This is a genomic window from Pasteurella oralis, assembly GCF_002850605.1.
Lineage (GTDB): Bacteria > Pseudomonadota > Gammaproteobacteria > Enterobacterales > Pasteurellaceae > Pasteurella > Pasteurella oralis.
Map to the genome: position 1 here is coordinate 87,284 of NZ_NXGB01000005.1, position 19,842 is coordinate 107,125.

A 19,842-nucleotide genomic window follows, 5' to 3' on the forward strand; every position below is an offset into this window, starting at 1 on the left:
TTATATTGTTGGTTAATAAAGTCGCCTAGCTATTGTATGCTTAAATAAAATAAGTGTAAATAAAAATGATTATCAATTGTTTATTTTTAAAATTTTGATTTATAAACATTTTGCTGGTTTAGGTAATCCTGCAAGCTTAGTAGCTTGCTTCGCAGGTCCTTCAGGAAAAAGTCGTTGTAAATAACGACTGTTTCCTTTTTCTTCCCCTAGCTTTTGTGCCATTGCTTTTACTAACATACGGATTGCTGGTGAAGTTTTATATTCTTGATAAAAATGGCGTACAAAGTAGATGACTTCCCAGTGAGCTTCTGTTAATTGAATGTTTTCTAATTTTGCAATAGCAATTGCAACATCTTCTGTCCATTGATTCAGATCTAATAAATAACCATATGGATCAGTTTCAATTTGTATATTATTAACTTCTATCATTTCTTGTAAAAAATTGACCGCACTTTAATTGAGCTTATTATAGCAAAACGCCCCAAGAATGGGGCGCTAAATTTACCTATTAAATTAATCGTTAATCATCGTTCGATAAAATCGAGAAAATATTTAATAAGCTCACAAATAAGTTGTAAAGTGAAACAAAGATACTTACGGTTGCACGAATATAGTTTGTCTCTCCACCATGAATAATATTGCTCGTTTCATACAAAATCCCCATTGTGGAGAAAACAACAAACAAACCACTGATCGCAATATAGAGCATTGGTGATTGGAAGAAGAAACTCGCGATCATGCCCAAGATTAACACGATAAATAGTGCAAAGATAGTGCCAGAAAGGAATGACATATCTTTTTTAGTGGTTAACACGTAAGCTGAACAAACAAAGAATACTGCTGCAGTACCTGCTAGAGCAAATACAACGATATCACTGGCGCCATGGCTGACATAGGCATTTAAAATTGGACCCAGTGTATAGCCTAAAAAACCAGTAAAGGCAAAAGTGGCAAGAATACCTAAACCACTATTGGATAGTTTGTAGGTTAAAAATAGTAAACCGTAAAAACCAGCAAGCATTAAAATAATACCTGGACGAGGTAAATTTAAGCTCATTGAAATATAAGCAACAATAGCAGAGAAAGTGAGCGTTAAACCTAATAAAAAATAGGTATTACGCAGGACTTTATGTGTATTAAGTAAGGATGTTTCTTTGCTATCAAGTACAATACGAGATTCCATAGTAAAAGCTCCTTTGCAAATGGAATAAAAAATAACAGGATGGCGATAAAGTACTGGTTAGTCTATGAAAAGTCAATGTTAAAAATTAACAATTTTGTAAAGTCTTGTTTGAATAAAAATCAAAGTGAGTAAAATATCAGCTTTTAAACAAGGTTCATGTATTTTTCAATTTACTCAATAAACTAACTGTATTATATTGCTACAAATTAATTACGGAGGAATGGTCGAGTGGTTGAAGGCACCGGTCTTGAAAACCGGCGAGGGTTTACGCCCTCCGTGAGTTCGAATCTCACTTCCTCCGCCATTTTTGTTAAAGTCGTAAGTGGAAAAGTTTGTTAACTTTATAACTTGCGGCTTTTTTATTTTCTATCGTTTTTTATCGTTTTTTATCTATTTTTATCTATATTTTATTCTGGATATCATTTAAGTTAATTTGACTAGGATACCCTATTGAGAAATAGATCATTATTCATATTAAGTCGCATAGTGGTTTATAAGCCCCATTTTTAGCTAATGAATACTATTGAAACCAGCATTATTAATGATGAATATTAGAAATAATAGATGGCATTACTTACTTTTTTATAATCCTTTTATTTAATGTCATCATAAAAACTTTCTCATCTATTGTGAGCATCTATGTAAGCTATAGTGGTATTAGTTAACTTAAATTGATATGAAGTGAACAAGGTATTGTGGATTTTAAAAAAATTAAATCTGTTTCTAGATAAGAAAACTGCACCTTAATTCAGTTTTTGTATAAGGTGCAGATTTAAAATAAGTTAGCTTTATGTTTGAGTATCGTGACTATTTTTTGCCATTTTCATCACAATTATTTATATCACTACATTTGCCGTAAAGATATAAACTGTGTGTTGCTAGTTCAATACCATGTTGTTTGCTGATCTCACGTTGACGTTTTTCAATAATGTCATCATTAAATTCAAACACTTTACCACAATCTACGCAAATAATGTGATCATGATGTTCTGTTGGCGCAAGTTCAAAAACCGATTTGTTACCTTCAAAATTATGACGAGTCAAAATATTTGCTTCATCAAACTGATTTAATACACGATAAACAGTAGCTAAACCAATTTCTTCGCCACGTTCTAATAGCATTTTGTATACATCTTCTGCTGAAAAATGTTCCATTTTATGCTCTTGCATCAGTGCTAAAATAGTTAAACGAGGTTCAGTAATTTTCAGCCCAGCTTTTTTCAATAGTTTGATATTTTCTTCAGACATAATCGCCCCTTCTATCTATATTTTGCACTTAAGCAAGTTCCGCTAAACACATTTCATCAAAAACTTGTTTAACCCATTTTTCTACACGTTCAGCCGTGAGTTCTGGTTGACGATCTTCGTCAATACATAAACCAACGAATGTATTATCATCAACTAATGCTTGTGATACTTCGAAAGTATAGCCCTCAGTTGGCCAATGTCCTACGATAATTGCACCTTTAGGTTCAATAATATTACGAACTGTTCCCATTGCATCACAGAAATATTCTGCATAATCTTCTTGGTCACCACAACCAAAAATAGCGACTAATTTATCTGTAAAATCTATTTCTTCTAAAGTTGGAAAAAAATCATCCCAATCACATTGGGCTTCACCGTAGTACCATGTTGGAATACCAATCATTAAGAAATCGTATGCTTCGATGTCTTCTTTTGTACTTTTAGCAATATCACGAATATCAACGAGTTCACTACCAAGTTGTTTTTGAATCATTTTAGCAATATTTTCAGTATTGCCTGTATCACTGCCATAAAATAAACCAACAACAGCCATTTTTGTTACCTATGCTCTTGAATATTAAAATAATTTTGTAAAATACTTACAATCACTTCTGATCGACTAACATTCAACGTTGTCGCCAAATCTTCTAGTTGCTCAACTAAATCCGTATGCAATTTTAGCTCAACACGTTTTAATCCACTGGATTTATCGCGTTTTAATTGATTACGTTTGTTGATACGAATTTGTTGTTCACGACTCAGTGGATTTGTTTTAGGGCGTCCAACTTTGGGAGTATTAGCAAACAGATCCAATGTAATACAATCTGCGTCTTGTTTTGCCATGCGTCAAATCACTGAAAAATGTGTGGCTAAGTGAGAATGATAAGCCACAACTGAATTAATGCTGAACTATAACACAATTCATATGGGATTAAAACACGAATTTCAGCGCCAGTTATCTATTTGTTTGATATTAAAAATCTTTCAATAGCGCGGATCACAAAATTGGGTTTTTCCGCATGAACCCAATGTCCACAACCATTAATGGTAAAAGATGTCGCGTGAGGAAATTGGGCTAAAATTTGAGTGCTGTTTTCAGGTTGAATGTAATGGGATAATCCACCGCGAATAAATAATGTAGGCACTTCAACATAGCAATTTTGCCAATCCATAAGATGAACATAATTGTGTTTTAATGCAGTTAAATTGAAACGGAAAAATTCTGGTGACTGATTATCAAAAGATTTCAACATAAATTGTTGGATAGCTTCTTCTGGAATATGTTCAGCAAGGACTTTTTTAGCTTCTTGGCGCGTTTGTACTTGGGCAGCCTTAGTGGCAAATAAACCGTTAAACACAGTGTCGTGTTCATTGTTAGCATATTGAATGGGAGCAATATCGATCACAATTAACTTTTCAACCAATGCTGGAAAAAGTGCGGTCATTTTCATCGCAGTTTTGCCCCCCATCGAGTGTCCGATTAAAATAACCTTATTTAGTTGAAGGTGGTGAATGACTTTAGCTAGATCTTGAGCCATTAGGTCATAGTTCATGTGATTACTATGAAAACTTTGCCCGTGATTACGTAGATCAACGCGCAGAATGGAATATTGCTCACTAAATGCACGCACAATGATGCCTAAATTGTTCATATCACCAAATAAACCATGAATGAAAACTAACGTTGGTTGATTAATTGATTGTTTTAATTGATGAAACTGAAAATTCAGTAAATCCTGCTCAGCCATAATTTGTATAGATTGTATATAGAGTATTTGTAAATAAATCGTTATAATGTGGCAAAATCTGAAAGAGATCAAGCAAGTGGAGGAAAAAATGAAAATTATTGAAGTTGATGAAGAGCTTTATCAATATATTGCGAGTCAAACGCAGTCTATTGGCGAAAGTGCGTCTGATATTTTGCGCCGTTTGCTTAATTTTTCTAATAAAAATATGCCAAAAGCTGAAACTGTTGTACAGCAAGATGTGGCGAAAGAGGTGAGTTTTACAGCAGAAGTGAAACAAGTAGTTCCACAATCTGAAGTAGATGAACCTAAGGTGTTGCCGAAAAAACAATCAGATGAGTCAATTCAGCAAGTCACGGCGAAAGTTCGCAGTTTATTAAATTCTGCTGATTTTCAGCAAGAAACAAAGGCGGTGGTACGCTTCTTAGACATTTTGAGAGTGCTTTATCGAACTAACCCAGAAAGCTTTGCTCAGGCGACAGAATCCTTACAGGGTCGAACGCGAGTTTATTTTGCTCGAGATGAAGGGACCTTGTTGATGGCAGGTAATCATACTAAGCCGAAACAAATTCCTGATACACCTTACTGGGTGATCACTAATACTAATAGTGGGCGTAAAATGTTGATGTTGGAAGGTGCAATGCAATCTATGCATTTACCAACAGATCTCATCGAAGAAGTTAGAACTTATTTTGTCGCAAATTAATAATGTTTCCTTGGCAACAATTTGCACGTAATCCTGATACGATGAACCAAATCGCCTTGCGAGATTCGCAAGGCGAGGTTTTTACATGGCAACAACTTAATGATGCGATTCAACAATATGTTGCTATTTTACAAGCACAAGGCGTAATGCAGCAAACTGGCGTTGCTTTATGTGGTAAAAATGAACTGAAGTTGCTCTTGCTTTACCTTGCGGTGATTCAATTAGGTGCCAGAGTGTTACCGCTTAATCCCGCCTTTCCAAGCGAAAAAATTCAACAAATTTGTACCGATACTGATATTACCTTTTATTATTCTGCCTCATCATTATCCTTAATAGGGTGTCAGCCAATCAGCTTGGCAATTACAGTAAAGTTGAAGGAAAATCAGTTAAAAGAGCGGTCTATTTTGCAAAAGTTTTTACTACCTGCGACGATGACCTTGACTTCTGGCTCAACAGGTAGAGCAAAAGTCGTGGTACATCATGTCCAAGCGCACCTTGATAATGCCGTAGGCGTATGCCAGCTGATGCAATTTAGTGCACAGGATAGTTGGTTACTTTCTTTACCACTTTATCATGTTTCTGGGCAAGGTATCATTTGGCGTTGGTTATTCATGGGGGCAAGATTAGATTTTCCACAAGCTGATTTTTATGCTTCGGTTTGTGAAGCCTCTCATGTTTCCTTAGTGCCAACCCAATTACAACGTTTACTCGCATATTGGCAACAATCCCCAGCGCATCAGTTTACAACTCGGCATATTTTATTAGGTGGTGCGCATATTCCAGCGGAGTTAACACGGCAATTAGCAAGTTGGGGAGTTCGCGGTTATTCTGGTTATGGTATGACAGAAATGGCATCGACAGTATTCGCTAAATTAAGTGATGAAAAAAATGGCGTAGGTCAACCTTTATTAAATCGTGAATACCAGTTGGTGAATGGTGAAATTTGGTTGAAAGGTGCGGGGCTTGCAATAGGTTGCTGGCAATCGGGAGATATTATTCCGTTAACTAATCAACAAGGCTGGCTACAAACAAAAGATAAAGGAATATGGCTTGATAATGAGTTGGTAATTTTAGGGCGAGTTGATAATATGTTCATTTCTGGGGGAGAAAATATTCAACCAGAAGAAATAGAGTGTGTGATTCAAAATTGGCGATATGTTAAGCAAGTCTTTGTTTTACCGAAAACAGATCTTGAATTTGGTCAACGCCCCGTTGCTTTTATTGAATTTTCACAGCCTTTTTCAGCGCTATTAGTGACTGAGTTACAGGCTTGGTTGGCAGATAAATTAGAAAAATTTAAACAACCAGTGCAGTATTTTGCACTGGATATACAAAAGTTGCAGCAGGGTGCAATTAAAATTTCTCGGGCAAGATTAAAAGTAGAATTACAAAATTTACTAGGAAAGTAACCAATGAAAAAGATGAAGTTATTCGCAAAGTTATGTTTGGGATTGAGCTTATGTTTTATGTTCAATGCTGCTTCATTTGCACAAGTTCCTACAGAAAGTGATGTGCAAGCACAATTGAAAATTGCTAAAGGCACAGATCAAAATGATCCTAATAATAAAATTGTAGTACAGAATTTAGAGGAAGTTTTAACCTTACTCAGTAAAATTGAGAAGCAAAAAACGGATACAAAGGCATTACAAGCGCGTATTGATAGCGCAGCAGAACAGACATTAAAAACACAAGAACATTTAGCTAAACTAAAGAATAAATCAGTTTCTTCAGCAGAAGAATTAGAAAAATTGTCGTTAGCGGATTTACAGGCACAGTTACTGACTACACAACAAAATTTACAGCAAGTACAAGCAAGTACAACTAGTTTAAATACAGAGTTAGTGACTTTACGTACTGCACCAGAGCGTGCACAAGTGACATTAAATACCAATTTAACGCGTGTTCAAGAAATTAATAAATTGCTTGCTAATCCTGATACTTTGCCGAGTGGACAACTTAAACTTGAAACAGAGCTTGAGTTATTAGAGCTGCAGAATGTATTTAATAAGTTGTTATTGCAGGGTAATAATGTATTGACCACATTATATACAGTTCAACTTGAAGACAAAAATGTCGAGCAAAGCCAATTACAAGAGCAAGCAAAAGCATTGCAAGATGCAATTAATCAAAAATATTTGAAAGAGTCGCAACAACAAGTCGAACAACTAACTAAATCTCAGCAAGATAATAAAGGTACATTACATCCTGAAATTGCTCATCAATTAGAAATGAATGTGAAGCTGAGTCAAGAGCTGGTACAACAAACTACCGAAATGAATAGTTTGTCGCAAGATAACTTACGGATTAAAAATGTACTCAATAATTTACAGCAGACTCAGCGTAACATTGAAGACCAAATTAGTGCTTTGCAAGGCACATTAATACTTTCACGTATCATTAATAAACAAAAAGAATTGTTACCACAAGATGAAATGATCAGCGGTCTTGCTAAACGTATTACAGATTTGCGTGTGAAAATTTTTGATCTGACAGAAGCACGCGATAATTTATACGACACTCAACGTTATATTAACCAGCTTGAGAAAAAAGCACAGGCAACTTTTACAGCAGAAGAAAAAAGCAATCTTGATTCTATTTTACAAGAGCGTCGTAAATTACTCTCAGATATTATTAGTTCATTAAATAATCAATTAAATTTAGTCATTAATATTGAGCTTAATCAAAAGCAAGTTGCTTCAATTAGTGATCAGTTACAAAGTAAATTACAACAACAAAGTTTCTGGGTGAAAAGTAACGCGCCTATGGATTTGGATTGGGTTAAGCACTTTTTACCTGCGTTTCAAATTGAAGCAAAAGAAATTATTAAACAGATTAATTTTTCCAACTGGCGTGAGGATTTACTTCCTGCTAGCTTATTAATTACGCTTTTATTAGTATTAAGTACATTTATTCAGCTACAAAAGGCAAAAATTAAACAACGTTTAACTCATATTAATCAGCAAATTAACACCTTGAATTCAGATAGCCAGTGGCACACGCCTGAGGCATTGTTTTGGACATTCGTATTATGTTTGCCGAGTACATTGTTATTTTTGGCATTTTTAGTATTAATGGTTTATATCTGTTTTGAAGAACCATTAAGTGTCGCAAGTTGGGTCATGAGTATGGGAGGCTATTGGTGCTTCTTTGCTTTTATGTTATCGCTATTACGCCCAAATGGTATTGCATATCGTCATTTTAATATGCCAAAAGAAAGTGTAGAGATGTTTTATCGTGTGTTTAGTCGTTCAGTATGGATATCTGCGCTCTGGATTAATGCTTCTATCTTTACGCATTTAGAAACGGGTATTACGAATGATGTGATTGGGCAAGTAATGACAATTTCAGTATTGTTTATTTCTTTGTTGATCATTGGACCTCGTATTCAACATGCGGTGAAATCCTATGAACATTCCTCAGAAGATAGAACAAGATCGATTCATACGATTTTAAAAATTGGGCGCTTTTTCTTAGTTGGTGCCCCAATTATCTTAATTGCCTTAGTGGTTATGGGCTATTACTATACCGCACTTAATTTAATGGAACATTTAATGTCCTCTTATTTTGTGGTAGTGATTTGGTTAGTATTGAAAAATGTGGTACATCGCGGACTGACTGTATCTTCTCGTCGCTTATCTTATAATCGCATGAAGGAAAAGTATGAACAACAAAAGGCATTAACGCGCGTAGAAACGGAAGAAGAACTGAGTATTGGTATTGACTTGCAACAAAATGAAAGCTTAGGTATTGCACAAGTAAAAGATCAAGTATTACGTGTGACAGACTTATTATTAACAGTGATTTTACTAGGTATGTTGTATTGGGTCTGGGCTGATTTAGTGACAGTAGCTTATTATTTACAAGGCGTCACTTTATGGCAACAAAGTGTCACTACAGCAGCAGGTACAGTGATGGAATCGATTACGTTATTGAATCTGTTACTTGCTGTGGTCGTTTTAATTGCGATGTATGCATTAGTGCGTAATATTGGCGGTTTGTTAGAGGTCTTAGTATTCTCTCGTATTAGTTTCTCACAGGGTACGCCTTATACGATTACGACATTAGCCACTTACTTTATTATTGCTATTGGTGCAGGATTGGCTTTTTCGACTTTAGGGATGTCTTGGTCTAAATTACAGTGGTTATTTGCTGCACTTTCAGTTGGTTTAGGTTTTGGTTTACAAGAAATATTCGCTAACTTTGTTTCTGGTTTGATCATTTTATTTGAACGTCCGGTACGTATTGGCGATGTGATTACAATTGGTGAGTATTCAGGTACTGTTTCAAAGATTCGGATTCGTTCAACCACTTTAATTGATTTTGATCGTAAAGAAGTGATTGTGCCAAATAAAGCCTTTGTGACAGAACGTTTAGTCAACTGGGCATTAAATGATGCAATTACACGTGTTGTCATTAAGATTGGAGTGGCGTATGGCTCTGATCTTGAATTAACTAAACGCTTATTACTACAAGCGGCAAGTGATTGCGAGCGAGTATTAAAAGAGCCTGAACCAGTTGTCTATTTTTTAACTTTCGGTGCGAGCACATTAGATCATGAATTACGTTTATATGTAGGTAAATTAGCGGATAGGAACCCAACTGTTGATTTCTTAAACCGTCGCATTGATGAGTTATTTGCCCAAAATAATATTGAAATTGCTTTCAATCAGTTAGATGTATTTATTAAAAATACCAATACAAATGACGAAATCAAAGTCAGCAATGAAAACACATTAATCAAAAGCTAAGGATATGAATGATGGCAGGAAATAGCATTGGACAACTTTTTCGTGTGACAACATTTGGTGAGTCGCATGGGGTGGCTTTAGGTTGCATTGTTGATGGCGTTCCGCCAGGACTCAGTCTATCAGAAGCAGATATTCAACCTGATTTAGATCGCCGCAAGCCCGGTACTTCTCGTTATACAACACCACGTCGTGAAGATGATGAGGTACAAATTTTATCTGGTGTGTTTGAAGGAAAAACGACAGGTACCAGTATTGGTATGATCATTAAAAATGCCGATCAACGTTCGCAAGATTATGGTGAGATTAAAGATCGTTTTCGCCCTGGTCATGCTGATTTTACTTATCAGCAAAAATATGGAATTCGTGATTATCGTGGTGGTGGACGTTCTTCTGCGCGTGAAACTGCAATGCGTGTAGCGGCAGGAGCAATTGCTAAAAAATATTTACGTGAACAGTTTGGTATTGAAGTACGCGGTTTTTTATCGCAAATTGGTGAAGTGAAGATTGCACCGCAAGTGATTGAAGAAATTAATTGGCAGCAAGTCAATAGCAATCCTTTCTTTTGCCCAGATCAACGTGCAGTAGAAAAATTTGATGAATTGATTCGTCAGTTAAAAAAAGAAGGAGATTCGATTGGTGCAAAGCTCACTGTCGTGGCAGAACATGTCCCTATTGGTTTAGGTGAGCCTGTATTTGATCGTTTAGATGCAGAACTTGCTCATGCATTGATGGGGATTAATGCGGTAAAAGCAGTAGAAATTGGTGATGGTTTTGAAGTAGTTACCCAACGCGGTTCTCAACATCGTGATGAAATGACACCAGAAGGCTTTTTATCCAATCATGCAGGTGGAATTTTAGGTGGCATTAGTTCTGGGCAGCCGATTATTGCGACTATCGCGTTAAAACCTACTTCAAGCATCACTATTCCAGGGCGCTCAGTGGATGTAGATAATCAGCCTGTTAAAGTGATAACGAAGGGGCGTCATGATCCTTGTGTGGGAATTCGCGCAGTACCTATTGCAGAAGCAATGGTGGCGATTGTATTACTTGATCATTTATTAAGACATAAAGCGCAAAATCGTTAGTCATTTATTCGGTTGGGTGTAAAGGCAAAATCAATTAGTTAGATAGGTGTGTGACACCAAGAGGATGTATGAGAGGATTAGCTAAAACTGCAATAATATTGACCGCACTTTTCTCGCTTTTTAGTGTTGCCCCCTATGCTTCGCCGCAAGAATGGCAAAAAATTAAGCGTCCAATTCCCGGTAAGCCAGAACCAATTGGTAGCTATTCTAACGGCTGCATTATTGGCGCAAAAGCGTTGCCATATAAAGGCGATGGTTATCAAGTCATTCGTCAAAATCGTAATCGCTACTATGGTCATCCAGATATGATCGAATATTTACAGCGTTTAGGCAAAAAAGCTAAAGCAGCGGGGTTACCGACAATGTTAATTGGTGATATTGCAATGCCCGGTGGTGGACGTTTTCTAACAGGTCATGCTAGCCATCAAATGGGATTAGATGCAGATATTTGGTTGCGGATGGGCGCTATGTCTGATAAAGATGCACTGAATTCCGATGGCAAAGGCTTATTAGTCGTAGATAGAAAAGCACAACGCGTTGATGAAAAAGTCTGGAAGCATCATCATACCACGTTAATTAAATTGGCTGCGCAAGATCCTAACGTGACACGGATTTTTGTTAATCCCGCGATTAAATTAAAGCTTTGTCAAACAGCTGGTCATGATCGTGCATGGTTGCATAAAGTACGTCCTTGGTTTGGTCATGATTCACATTTCCATGTGCGTTTAACTTGCCCTAAAGGTGCGAATTATTGTGAAAATCAAGCACCTGTTCCTGCTGGTGATGGTTGTGGTGCAGAATTATATTCTTGGTTTGAACCTGCTAAGCCCTCTAAGACACCAAGCGAGCCGAAAACCATACCGCAAGCACCTCCACTATGCCAACAAGTGCTTAATGCGCCAAATCGTAGCGAATGGTTGGAATAGGAATATTAATGGAATTTAGCCTTGAAATTATCACCTTATTATTCCTTGTGGCGTTTGTGGCGGGATTTATTGATGCCATTGCTGGTGGCGGTGGATTGATTACTATACCTGCATTACTCATGACGGGTGTACCACCAGCTTTAGCTTTAGGTACAAATAAGTTACAGGCTTGTGGTGGTTCATTTTCGGCAAGTCTCTATTTTTTGCGTCAAAGAGCGGTCAATTTATCCGAAGTTTGGTTAATTTTATTAATGACCTTTATTGGGGCGTCTTTAGGTACCATTCTGATTCAATTAGTCGATAGTACAATGATTAAGAAAGCGTTGCCTTTTTTAATCTTAGCTATCGGTTTTTATTTTCTATTAACGCCAAAATTAGGTGATGAAGACAGCCAAAAGCGCATTTCTTATAATATGTTTGCTTTCAGTGCTGGGGTTGGTATTGGTTTTTATGATGGTTTTTTTGGACCAGGCACAGGATCTTTACTGAGTTTGGCCTTTGTAATGTTGCTTGGATTTAATCTCACTAAAGCAACTGCGCATGCTAAAGTTTTGAATTTTACTTCGAACTTAGCCTCATTGATTTTCTTTTTTATTGGCGGACAAATTATATGGTCTGTGGGGTTAGCGATGATGGTTGGGCAGTTTATTGGCGCGAATTTAGGTGCAAAAATGGTGTTAACGAAAGGAAAAGCACTCATTCGACCAATGGTAGTGATGATGTCATTTATTATGACTATCAAGATGGCATATGATCAAGGTTGGTTTAGCTAAACAGGAATAAGCATGTCAGAAGAAGATATTCGTTTAACGGCACGAGTAGGTTATGAACCTCATTTTTCATGGTCTTATTTATTACCAAAATATTGGTTAATTTGGTTGGGTATTTTAGGTTTACTCTTGCTTGCTTTTGTGCCTTTTCGTTTACGTGATTGGTTGGCGCGTAAAATCGGCATTATTGTCGCACGTAAAGCTAAAAAACAATATCATCGTGCTAAGGTAAACTTACAATATTGTTTTCCTCATTGGTGTGCTGAAAAGCGAGCACATGTGATTGAGGAAATGTTTGTTACTGTCACGCAAGTGATGTTAGGTATTGGTGAAGTGGTGATTCGTTCTAAACAGCATTTGCAAAAGCGTAGCCAATTTATTGGATTAGAGCATATTCAGCAAGCGCGAGCACAAGGAAAAAATATTATTTTATTAGTACCTCATGCATGGGCAATTGATGCATCAGGGCTGATTTTGCACGCACAGGGTATGCCAATGACTTCCATGTATAATCCACACCGTAATCCTTTAGTTGACTGGTTGTGGACCTTAGCTCGTCAACGTTTTGGCGGTAAGATGCATGCTCGTCAAAACGGGATAAAACCCTTTTTAAGTCATGTGAAAAAAGGTGAAATAGGGTATTATTTACCTGATGAGGATTATGGTTCTGAGCTGAGTGTGTTTGTGGATTTTTTTGCTACTTATAAAGCGACACTGCCAGGTATTAATAAAATGGCACGTTTGACAAAAGCAGTAGTGATTCCGATGTTCCCACGTTATAACGCTGTATCAGGTAAATATGAAATAGAAATTCATCCTGCAATGGAATTAACCGATGAACCTGAACAGGCAGCACGTGCGATGAATCAAGAAATTGAGAGTTTTGTTACACCAACACCAGAACAGTATGTATGGATTTTACGCTTATTAAAAACGCGTAAAGATGGTGCTGATATTTATCATTAATTAATTCAATTCGATGACCATACTTATTCTATAAAAATAAGTGTGGTCTTTTTTATTCTTTCATAACAGTAACTAAAATAGGGGTAAAAAAGATTATTAAAGGACAAGTAAAAAAGTGATAAAAAGTGCGAGAAAGGTTTGAGTTGGACTAGTTTTTTTGCGACAATGAGAAGCAAACTTTTGATTAAATTTTTGTAATCCAAATGTGTATGTATCAAGTTGAAATTACAAAAATTTTTTATTTTTTAACCGCACTTTTTAGGCAAAACAATGAATAACGAACTCGCTTTAATTAAATCTTCTATTAAGTCTATCCCAAATCACCCAAAAGAAGGCATTATTTTCCGTGATATCACGAGCTTATTAGAAGTGCCAGAGGCATTTCACGCCGTGATCGATTTGATTGTTGCACGTTACAAAGATAAAGGTATCAGTAAAGTGCTTGGTACAGAATCACGAGGTTTTATTTTTGGCGCGCCAATCGCATTAGCATTAAATGTGCCTTTTGTTTTAGTAAGAAAACCGGGCAAATTACCACGCGAAACTATCTCACAATCTTACCAATTAGAATATGGTCAAGATACTCTGGAAATCCATACTGATGCCATTGCACAGAATGATAATGTCTTGATTATTGACGATTTATTAGCAACCGGTGGGACTATTGAAGCAACCGCCAAATTAGTGGTGCGTTTAGGTGGGGAAGTCAAACATGCCGCATTTGTGATTAATCTACCTGATTTAGGCGGTGAAAAACGTTTAAATGATCTTGGTATTGAAACTTATACATTAGTGAATTTTGAAGGGCATTAATTCAAGTTTGCTATTTTAGAAAAAGGAAAACAAATGAGCTATCAAGTATTGGCAAGAAAGTGGCGACCAAAAACCTTCAACGATGTTGTAGGGCAGCGCCATATTTTGACTGCACTTTCCAATGGCTTGAAAGAGAACCGCTTACATCATGCCTATTTATTTTCGGGAACTCGTGGTGTTGGAAAAACTTCAATAGCACGTTTGTTTGCCAAAGGCTTAAATTGTGTTAATGGCGTAACGGCTGAACCTTGCGGCGTGTGTGAACATTGTAAGGCGATTGAAGAAGGGAATTTCATTGATTTAATTGAAATTGATGCAGCTTCACGTACTAAAGTAGAAGATACGCGCGAGTTACTGGATAATGTGCAATATAAGCCAGTACAAGGGCGTTATAAAGTTTACTTGATTGATGAAGTACACATGCTATCGCGCCATTCTTTCAATGCATTGCTTAAAACGTTAGAAGAACCGCCAGAATATGTTAAGTTTTTACTTGCCACTACTGATCCACAAAAACTACCAATCACGATTTTATCACGTTGCATGCAGTTCCATCTAAAAGCTTTGGAGCAGCAGCAAATTGCACAACATTTAGAATTTATTCTGAAACAAGAGAATATTCCTTTTGACTTTCTGGCATTAGATAAGCTGGCTAAAGCTGCCCAGGGAAGTCTTCGTGACAGTTTAAGTTTAACGGATCAAGCGATTGCCATGAGTAATGGTAACATTACATTATCTATCGTGAATGAAATGCTAGGTTTATTAGATGATAATCAAGCGTTAGATATGATTCATGCTTTGCAGCAAGGGAATGGTGAAGCTGTCATGCAAGCAGTACAGGCTGTCGCAGAGAAAGGAGGGGATTGGGATGAATTATTACGTGATATGGCAGAAAATTTGCATAAGATTGCGATGCAGCAATTACTGCCTAGCCAACAAATTGATGATAGTAGCCAAATTGGTTTTTTAGCCAGCCATATTTCACCAGAAGATATACAATTCTTTTATCAAGTCATTTTAACTGGGCGTAAAGAATTAGTGCTAGCACCGAATCGCCGTATGGGTGTTGAAATGACATTGTTGCGTGCTTTAGCCTTTCACCCAAAGTTAGTGAGCGCCGATGTGAAGTCAACACATGCTTCCTCCGTAAATCCGATTGCACCAACGAATACAGCTGAAAGTTTAGCTGTAGCAACACAATCAGCTTATGTTGATATACCAGTGGTATCACAAAATATTAAAGCGCAATATAAAGGTAACGTGAAAGCATCTACTACAACAGATGTAAGTGCTAAGCCAATCACAACGCCATCTCATCAGCATGTTGAAGTCGATTCTGTGGGATATTCTGTGGCGTTAGAAGCATTAGCACAAATTGATAAATTAGATGAACTAAGCATTAATCCACACAAAAACGAAAAAAAAAACCTTAGTCAACCTCTTAGCGAGTTAACTTCTGTGCCTGCCACAGAAATGGCTGAAAATGAAAAAAAGCTGACTGCACTGCCAATCATTGAAATGAGAAAAGAAGTGGCAACTCAGCTGCAAAATACACAAATAACACCAGCTAAATCCTCATCTACTTTCCAACAAAAAGTCGCTGAATTAACTTCATCACATCACTTGGCGACTTCGACTCTTGATAATCTCAATGAAACTGATGAATTGGAACAAGAGGAACTGGAAGAAAATAACCTCGCTGAAACTTATCGTTGGGAGTGGCGTAACCCAGAATTAGCGAAGACACAAGAAGGCATGAAACCCTCTGACTTGAAGCAATCGTTAGAACAGGAGATTACCCCAGCACTGCGTGCCAAAGTGATTAAAATTGCACGCGAGCAAGATCATTGGACTGATCTTGCTGAATCGTTAAATATCAATAATTTAACTAAAGAATTAGCGCTGAATTGTATTTTGATTGAGCAAAAAGAAAATCAGATTGTGCTCGGTGTTAAAGCAGAAAAAGCCCATTTAAATACACCCGCTGCATTGCAGAATTTACAGCAAGCACTTACTCAATTTCAGCAGCAAGAGATCATTTTATCGATTGAAACCACAAACAATACACAGTTTAGTCCAACAGATTGGTATCGTCAGACTTATAAAGCATTACGTGAAAAAGCCAAACAAGATTTACAACAAGATGATAAGTTACAGCTTTTTTTAACAGAATTTAATGCTGAATTAGATCTTACAACAGTGAAACCTGTGTAATAAAGTGCGGTCAGTTTTTATTGCGTTTTGTTGCCCTCAACTATTGAGGGCATTTTTGTTAGTGTTTACGTTGGTTTTGTTTTTGTGGATTTAAATCAACATAACCACGTTTATGCATGATGCTTTCTTTAGCTTTTTTAATCATTTTCTCAATGGTAGATCCTTGCACTAAAATAGAAAAAGTGACCACTGCATAAGTCATGACAAGGAGTAAATCGCGAATATCCATGCCGATATGTTCAATAAATAATATACCTTTGGGTATTGATAATGCCATTGCAAGAGAGAGACCGCCACGTAAGCCGCCCCAAGTGAGAATACGTAAAGTATAAGGATTATAGTGGCGGAATCGTTGCATGATTTGAAAAGGTATCCACACGCTGATATATCGACCAGCTAAGCAGATCGGAATGGCGAATAGCAATAAAATTAAACCTTGTGTTGTAAAATCAACTAATAATAGTGCAAGACCGATAAGCAAAAATAACAGAGAGTTCAAAAAGTGATCAATCATTTCCCAGAAATGATCGAGGTAAAGACGGCTTTGTTTAGAGAACCCTGTATGCCTTGTCCAATTACCAATGAGAATGCCTGATACGACCATTGCCAGTGCGCCAGAGACATGTAATAGATTGGCTAACATAAAACCTGCTGTTGGAATAGTTAATGTTAGTAGAATCTCTAAGCTGCCATCATCTGTTGCTGAAATTAGTAAATGCGCAATAAAGCCAATAACAAAGCCAAATAAGATACCACCGATTGTTTCTTGTAAAAATAGTTCAGCAATCCCACCTGCAGTTGGAGTATGATCACCAAAAGCCACTGCGAAAATCGTTGTAAAAATCACTAAGCCAACCCCATCATTGAATAACGATTCACCTTCCACTTGCATGGATAAACGCTTTGGTGCTTTTAAGTTCTTGATAATAGCCAATACTGCAATAGGGTCGGTGGGTGAAATTAAAGCACCGAATAAAATGCAATAGACTAGTTCAATTTGTAGTCCGATGACACTGGAAATTGTATAGAGAAGGAAGCCGATAATGAAAGTGGAAGTGAGTGTTGAGAGAAGGGCGAAAGTGGTGATTTCCCATTTTTGATTTTTTAAAACTGGCAGCTTAATTCCCAAGGCACCTGCAAATAATAAAAAACCTAGTATCCCGTTGAGTAAGAAGCTTTTGAAATCTATTTGCTCCATTACGTGAGTAGCAACCACATCAAGTTTAAACCAAGAGAGATGACCGAAGATAAGAAATAAGACAGAAACAATTATTGAAGTGGCGGTAATCGCAATCGTGTATTGGATTTTATCGTTGAGCTTGCGTGTTACAAAACCAATTAGGATGGAAATGGTGGATAAAAAACAGATATAGGTATAAATATTCATAGGATGCTTTCCAGAGGAGTAAATAAAAAGGCTAATTTCATTAAGAAATTAGCCCATTAAGTATAAGACAAAGTTTGTTTAATGAGAAAGCAGAAATTTGTATATGAATAAAATATTGTACAAATTAAGCGGCAGCAGTGATAACAATTTCAACTTTCCAGTCTGGTACGGCTAATTTTGCTTCTACAGTAGCACGTGTTGGCGGTGATTTAGTATCGACCCATTCATCCCAAGCGCGATTCATCTCATCATAATCACTCATATCTGCTAGATAAATTTGAGCACTAATGATACGGCTTTTATTCGCGCCTACTTCAGCGAGCAATTGATCAATTAAATCTAATATTTCTTTTGTTTGTTCATAGGCTGCTTCTTGTACCGTTTTTTCTGGTACTTGACCTGCTAAATAGATTACACCATTATAAATTGCCATTTCAGATAAACGTGATGTTGAGTGAAAACGTTGGATACTCACCATTTTTTTGCCCTCTTTTGATTGAATAACGAACAAATATAATATCTATTTTGTATCAAACTCGTTAAAATTACGCAACTTAATTTTAGTCTGGCGATTGAATAATGAAGTTACTAATTTCTAATCAACATGGTGCGATTGTGATGGCATTAATGCCATTTTTATATGGCATGCTTTCATCTCAGCCAATCTGGCAACATCTTTTCCTATTTTTAGCTTGGGCAGCACTGTATCTTATGACTTATCCTTTCCTGAATCTATTTAAAGGAAGAAATATGCCGATGAATATCAAATGGAGTTGGATTTATGGTAGTGCTAGTGCCTTGTTTGCATTACCTGCACTATGGTATAACTGGCATATTGTCTATTTTGTCATCGTGATGTTACCTCTCGTCGTGGTAAGTATTTACTATGTTAAACAAAAAGATGAACGTGCATTGTTAAATGATTTTGCCGGCATTACTATTTTCGCTATTGCAGGGATGGCAGCTTATTATTTTGCAGAACGTCGATTTGATATTCAAATTTGGTTCGTTGCACTTTATCCAAGTTTGTTCTTTATTGGTACAACGCTTTATGTCAAATCGGTTTTACGCGAACGTAAGAACCCACTTTATTTAAAAGCTTCCATTATTTTTCATTTGTTTTGTGTGTTGATGTTTTTACCTTTGCAACAATATTTGTTAGCATTAGCTTATTTACCACCATTAGTTCGTGCTATTTGGCTGCCACGCGTTAAGCTCAGTGTAAAGCAAGTTGGATTAGCTGAAATGGTGGTTTCTTTCGTCTTTTTTGTGATGTTATTAGTTGCGACACGATAAGGTTTAGCTATGAAAAAAACGCTTGTATTGAGTATACTTATGAATGCCTTTTTTGCTCAGGCACAACCGTTGACAGAGGAACGGGTAGCTTCTGCTACACCAGTGGTATCAAGTGCGGTCGAAAATGAACAAATTTCGCAGGGGTTGAGTGATGATGAGCGTCAACAATTAATTTTGCAAGCGGCAGATAAACAAGATTGGAAAACGGCTTTTGAATTAATTTTACCTTTAGCGCAAAAGGGAGATTATCAAGCTCAAGCCAATTTAGGTATTTTATATGCCAGAGGACAAGGTGTTGCGCAAGATTTTGAAAAAGCTTATTGGTGGTTTAGTGAAGCGGCTGAAAAGGGAAGTATTAAAGCAATCAATAATCTGGCTGTCTTTTATTTACAAGGCAATAGTGTTAAGAAAGACATTCAGCATAGTATTAAGTTGTTTGAGAAAACCGCAAATTCAGGTTCACTAGATGCTATGATGGTACTTGGGCAAATTTATGAAAATGAATTAAAACAACTCGCTAATGCTTTTAAATGGTTTAAAAAAGCAGCGGAAGCAGGTAATCATGATGCGCAATACCGTGTGGCAATGATGTATGAAAAAGGGGAAGGTACCAAGAAAAATAAGAAACAAGCCGTGTATTGGTATCAAAAATTATCTAATCAACAAGGTGAACTTGCCGCTTTAGCGCAGCAACGTTTGTCCGTATTGCAATAAATTGTGAATGCAAAAGTAAAAATAGGCAGCTCAATAATGAC

19 protein-coding genes and 1 tRNA gene are annotated in these 19,842 nt (G+C 36.7%); 12 read left to right on the forward strand and 8 right to left on the reverse strand.

The features are described from left to right. Positions 1-99 precede the first annotated feature (99 nt). Positions 100-429, reverse strand: coding sequence for a TusE/DsrC/DsvC family sulfur relay protein (locus C0975_RS07705; protein ID WP_101775817.1), 330 nt, complete (start codon positions 427-429; stop codon positions 100-102). Positions 430-520: 91 nt separating this feature from the next. Further along, positions 521-1,183, reverse strand: coding sequence for a Bax inhibitor-1 family protein (locus tag C0975_RS07710; RefSeq protein WP_101775818.1), 663 nt, complete (start codon positions 1,181-1,183; stop codon positions 521-523). 214 nt (positions 1,184-1,397) lie between these two features. Here C0975_RS07710 and C0975_RS07715 point away from each other — a divergent pair. After that, positions 1,398-1,487: transfer RNA gene (locus C0975_RS07715), tRNA-Ser, on the forward strand. A gap of 503 nt (positions 1,488-1,990) precedes the next feature. Here the strand turns inward: C0975_RS07715 and fur are convergent. The 4 genes from fur to C0975_RS07735 all read right to left on the reverse strand — a co-directional run bounded on the left by fur (position 1,991) and on the right by C0975_RS07735 (position 4,179). Further along, positions 1,991-2,431, reverse strand: a complete 441-nt coding sequence (gene fur / locus C0975_RS07720; protein ID WP_046338692.1) for a ferric iron uptake transcriptional regulator — start codon at positions 2,429-2,431, stop codon at positions 1,991-1,993. Between the two features lie 28 nt (positions 2,432-2,459). After that, complete coding sequence (gene fldA / locus C0975_RS07725) at positions 2,460-2,984, reverse strand: flavodoxin FldA (RefSeq protein WP_101775819.1); 525 nt, start codon at positions 2,982-2,984, stop codon at positions 2,460-2,462. A 5-nt stretch (positions 2,985-2,989) separates the two neighbouring features. Then, positions 2,990-3,274 carry a LexA regulated protein gene (ybfE, locus tag C0975_RS07730; RefSeq protein WP_101775820.1) on the reverse strand — a complete coding sequence of 95 codons (285 nt, stop codon included), beginning with the start codon at positions 3,272-3,274 and terminating at the stop codon, positions 2,990-2,992. 116 nt (positions 3,275-3,390) lie between these two features. Beyond that, positions 3,391-4,179 (reverse strand): alpha/beta fold hydrolase, encoded by a 789-nt coding sequence (locus C0975_RS07735; RefSeq protein WP_101775821.1) that lies wholly within the window; start codon positions 4,177-4,179, stop codon positions 3,391-3,393. A gap of 88 nt (positions 4,180-4,267) precedes the next feature. On the opposite strand from C0975_RS07735, the gene seqA reads away from it, so the two are divergent. The 9 genes from seqA to dnaX all read left to right on the forward strand — a co-directional run bounded on the left by seqA (position 4,268) and on the right by dnaX (position 16,404). Next, positions 4,268-4,882 carry a replication initiation negative regulator SeqA gene (seqA, locus tag C0975_RS07740; protein WP_101775822.1) on the forward strand — a complete coding sequence of 205 codons (615 nt, stop codon included), beginning with the start codon at positions 4,268-4,270 and terminating at the stop codon, positions 4,880-4,882. A 2-nt stretch (positions 4,883-4,884) separates the two neighbouring features. Next, positions 4,885-6,291 carry an o-succinylbenzoate--CoA ligase gene (menE, locus tag C0975_RS07745; RefSeq protein ID WP_101775823.1) on the forward strand — a complete coding sequence of 469 codons (1,407 nt, stop codon included), beginning with the start codon at positions 4,885-4,887 and terminating at the stop codon, positions 6,289-6,291. A gap of 3 nt (positions 6,292-6,294) precedes the next feature. Next, positions 6,295-9,630, forward strand: coding sequence for a mechanosensitive channel MscK (gene mscK, locus C0975_RS07750; RefSeq protein WP_101775824.1), 3,336 nt, complete (start codon positions 6,295-6,297; stop codon positions 9,628-9,630). Positions 9,631-9,641: 11 nt separating this feature from the next. Next, positions 9,642-10,715, forward strand: a complete 1,074-nt coding sequence (aroC, locus tag C0975_RS07755; protein WP_101775825.1) for a chorismate synthase — start codon at positions 9,642-9,644, stop codon at positions 10,713-10,715. Positions 10,716-10,783: 68 nt separating this feature from the next. Continuing rightward, the gene (gene mepA / locus C0975_RS07760) at positions 10,784-11,641 is read left to right on the forward strand and encodes a penicillin-insensitive murein endopeptidase (protein WP_101775826.1); all 858 of its coding nucleotides are present in this window, start codon (positions 10,784-10,786) and stop codon (positions 11,639-11,641) included. A gap of 8 nt (positions 11,642-11,649) precedes the next feature. Then, positions 11,650-12,414: a TSUP family transporter gene (locus tag C0975_RS07765; protein WP_101775827.1), complete on the forward strand. Its 765-nt coding sequence runs from the start codon at positions 11,650-11,652 to the stop codon at positions 12,412-12,414. A gap of 12 nt (positions 12,415-12,426) precedes the next feature. Next, complete coding sequence (gene lpxM / locus C0975_RS07770; protein WP_167383047.1) at positions 12,427-13,377, forward strand: lauroyl-Kdo(2)-lipid IV(A) myristoyltransferase; 951 nt, start codon at positions 12,427-12,429, stop codon at positions 13,375-13,377. 270 nt (positions 13,378-13,647) lie between these two features. Continuing rightward, positions 13,648-14,190 carry an adenine phosphoribosyltransferase gene (gene apt, locus C0975_RS07775; RefSeq protein WP_101775829.1) on the forward strand — a complete coding sequence of 181 codons (543 nt, stop codon included), beginning with the start codon at positions 13,648-13,650 and terminating at the stop codon, positions 14,188-14,190. Between the two features lie 33 nt (positions 14,191-14,223). Further along, positions 14,224-16,404 (forward strand): DNA polymerase III subunit gamma/tau, encoded by a 2,181-nt coding sequence (gene dnaX, locus C0975_RS07780; RefSeq protein WP_101775830.1) that lies wholly within the window; start codon positions 14,224-14,226, stop codon positions 16,402-16,404. A gap of 58 nt (positions 16,405-16,462) precedes the next feature. Here dnaX and C0975_RS07785 read toward each other — a convergent pair whose 3' ends face one another. Together C0975_RS07785 and C0975_RS07790 are read right to left on the reverse strand one after the other, a co-directional pair. Continuing rightward, positions 16,463-17,791 (reverse strand): cation:proton antiporter, encoded by a 1,329-nt coding sequence (locus C0975_RS07785; RefSeq protein WP_101775831.1) that lies wholly within the window; start codon positions 17,789-17,791, stop codon positions 16,463-16,465. 124 nt (positions 17,792-17,915) lie between these two features. After that, positions 17,916-18,269 carry a RidA family protein gene (locus C0975_RS07790; protein WP_101775832.1) on the reverse strand — a complete coding sequence of 118 codons (354 nt, stop codon included), beginning with the start codon at positions 18,267-18,269 and terminating at the stop codon, positions 17,916-17,918. A gap of 101 nt (positions 18,270-18,370) precedes the next feature. On the opposite strand from C0975_RS07790, the gene C0975_RS07795 reads away from it, so the two are divergent. Together C0975_RS07795 and C0975_RS07800 are read left to right on the forward strand one after the other, a co-directional pair. After that, positions 18,371-19,087 (forward strand): YwiC-like family protein, encoded by a 717-nt coding sequence (locus C0975_RS07795; RefSeq protein ID WP_101775833.1) that lies wholly within the window; start codon positions 18,371-18,373, stop codon positions 19,085-19,087. 9 nt (positions 19,088-19,096) lie between these two features. Further along, the gene (locus C0975_RS07800) at positions 19,097-19,801 is read left to right on the forward strand and encodes a tetratricopeptide repeat protein (protein WP_101775834.1); all 705 of its coding nucleotides are present in this window, start codon (positions 19,097-19,099) and stop codon (positions 19,799-19,801) included. The last annotated feature ends 41 nt before the right edge of the window (positions 19,802-19,842 follow it).

Excerpts from the sequence above, each read along its gene's own strand:
- C0975_RS07705 (WP_101775817.1), bottom strand. The coding sequence starts at position 429 with ATGATAGAAGTTAATAATATACAAATTGAAACTGATCCATATGGTTAT.
- C0975_RS07710 (WP_101775818.1), bottom strand. The coding sequence starts at position 1,183 with ATGGAATCTCGTATTGTACTTGATAGCAAAGAAACATCCTTACTTAAT.
- fur (WP_046338692.1), bottom strand. The coding sequence starts at position 2,431 with ATGTCTGAAGAAAATATCAAACTATTGAAAAAAGCTGGGCTGAAAATT.
- fldA (WP_101775819.1), bottom strand. The coding sequence starts at position 2,984 with ATGGCTGTTGTTGGTTTATTTTATGGCAGTGATACAGGCAATACTGAA.
- ybfE (WP_101775820.1), bottom strand. The coding sequence starts at position 3,274 with ATGGCAAAACAAGACGCAGATTGTATTACATTGGATCTGTTTGCTAAT.
- C0975_RS07735 (WP_101775821.1), bottom strand. The coding sequence starts at position 4,179 with ATGGCTGAGCAGGATTTACTGAATTTTCAGTTTCATCAATTAAAACAA.
- seqA (WP_101775822.1), top strand. The coding sequence starts at position 4,268 with ATGAAAATTATTGAAGTTGATGAAGAGCTTTATCAATATATTGCGAGT.
- menE (WP_101775823.1), top strand. The coding sequence starts at position 4,885 with ATGTTTCCTTGGCAACAATTTGCACGTAATCCTGATACGATGAACCAA.
- mscK (WP_101775824.1), top strand. The coding sequence starts at position 6,295 with ATGAAAAAGATGAAGTTATTCGCAAAGTTATGTTTGGGATTGAGCTTA.
- aroC (WP_101775825.1), top strand. The coding sequence starts at position 9,642 with ATGGCAGGAAATAGCATTGGACAACTTTTTCGTGTGACAACATTTGGT.
- mepA (WP_101775826.1), top strand. The coding sequence starts at position 10,784 with ATGAGAGGATTAGCTAAAACTGCAATAATATTGACCGCACTTTTCTCG.
- C0975_RS07765 (WP_101775827.1), top strand. The coding sequence starts at position 11,650 with ATGGAATTTAGCCTTGAAATTATCACCTTATTATTCCTTGTGGCGTTT.
- lpxM (WP_167383047.1), top strand. The coding sequence starts at position 12,427 with ATGTCAGAAGAAGATATTCGTTTAACGGCACGAGTAGGTTATGAACCT.
- apt (WP_101775829.1), top strand. The coding sequence starts at position 13,648 with ATGAATAACGAACTCGCTTTAATTAAATCTTCTATTAAGTCTATCCCA.
- dnaX (WP_101775830.1), top strand. The coding sequence starts at position 14,224 with ATGAGCTATCAAGTATTGGCAAGAAAGTGGCGACCAAAAACCTTCAAC.
- C0975_RS07785 (WP_101775831.1), bottom strand. The coding sequence starts at position 17,791 with ATGAATATTTATACCTATATCTGTTTTTTATCCACCATTTCCATCCTA.
- C0975_RS07790 (WP_101775832.1), bottom strand. The coding sequence starts at position 18,269 with ATGGTGAGTATCCAACGTTTTCACTCAACATCACGTTTATCTGAAATG.
- C0975_RS07795 (WP_101775833.1), top strand. The coding sequence starts at position 18,371 with ATGAAGTTACTAATTTCTAATCAACATGGTGCGATTGTGATGGCATTA.
- C0975_RS07800 (WP_101775834.1), top strand. The coding sequence starts at position 19,097 with ATGAAAAAAACGCTTGTATTGAGTATACTTATGAATGCCTTTTTTGCT.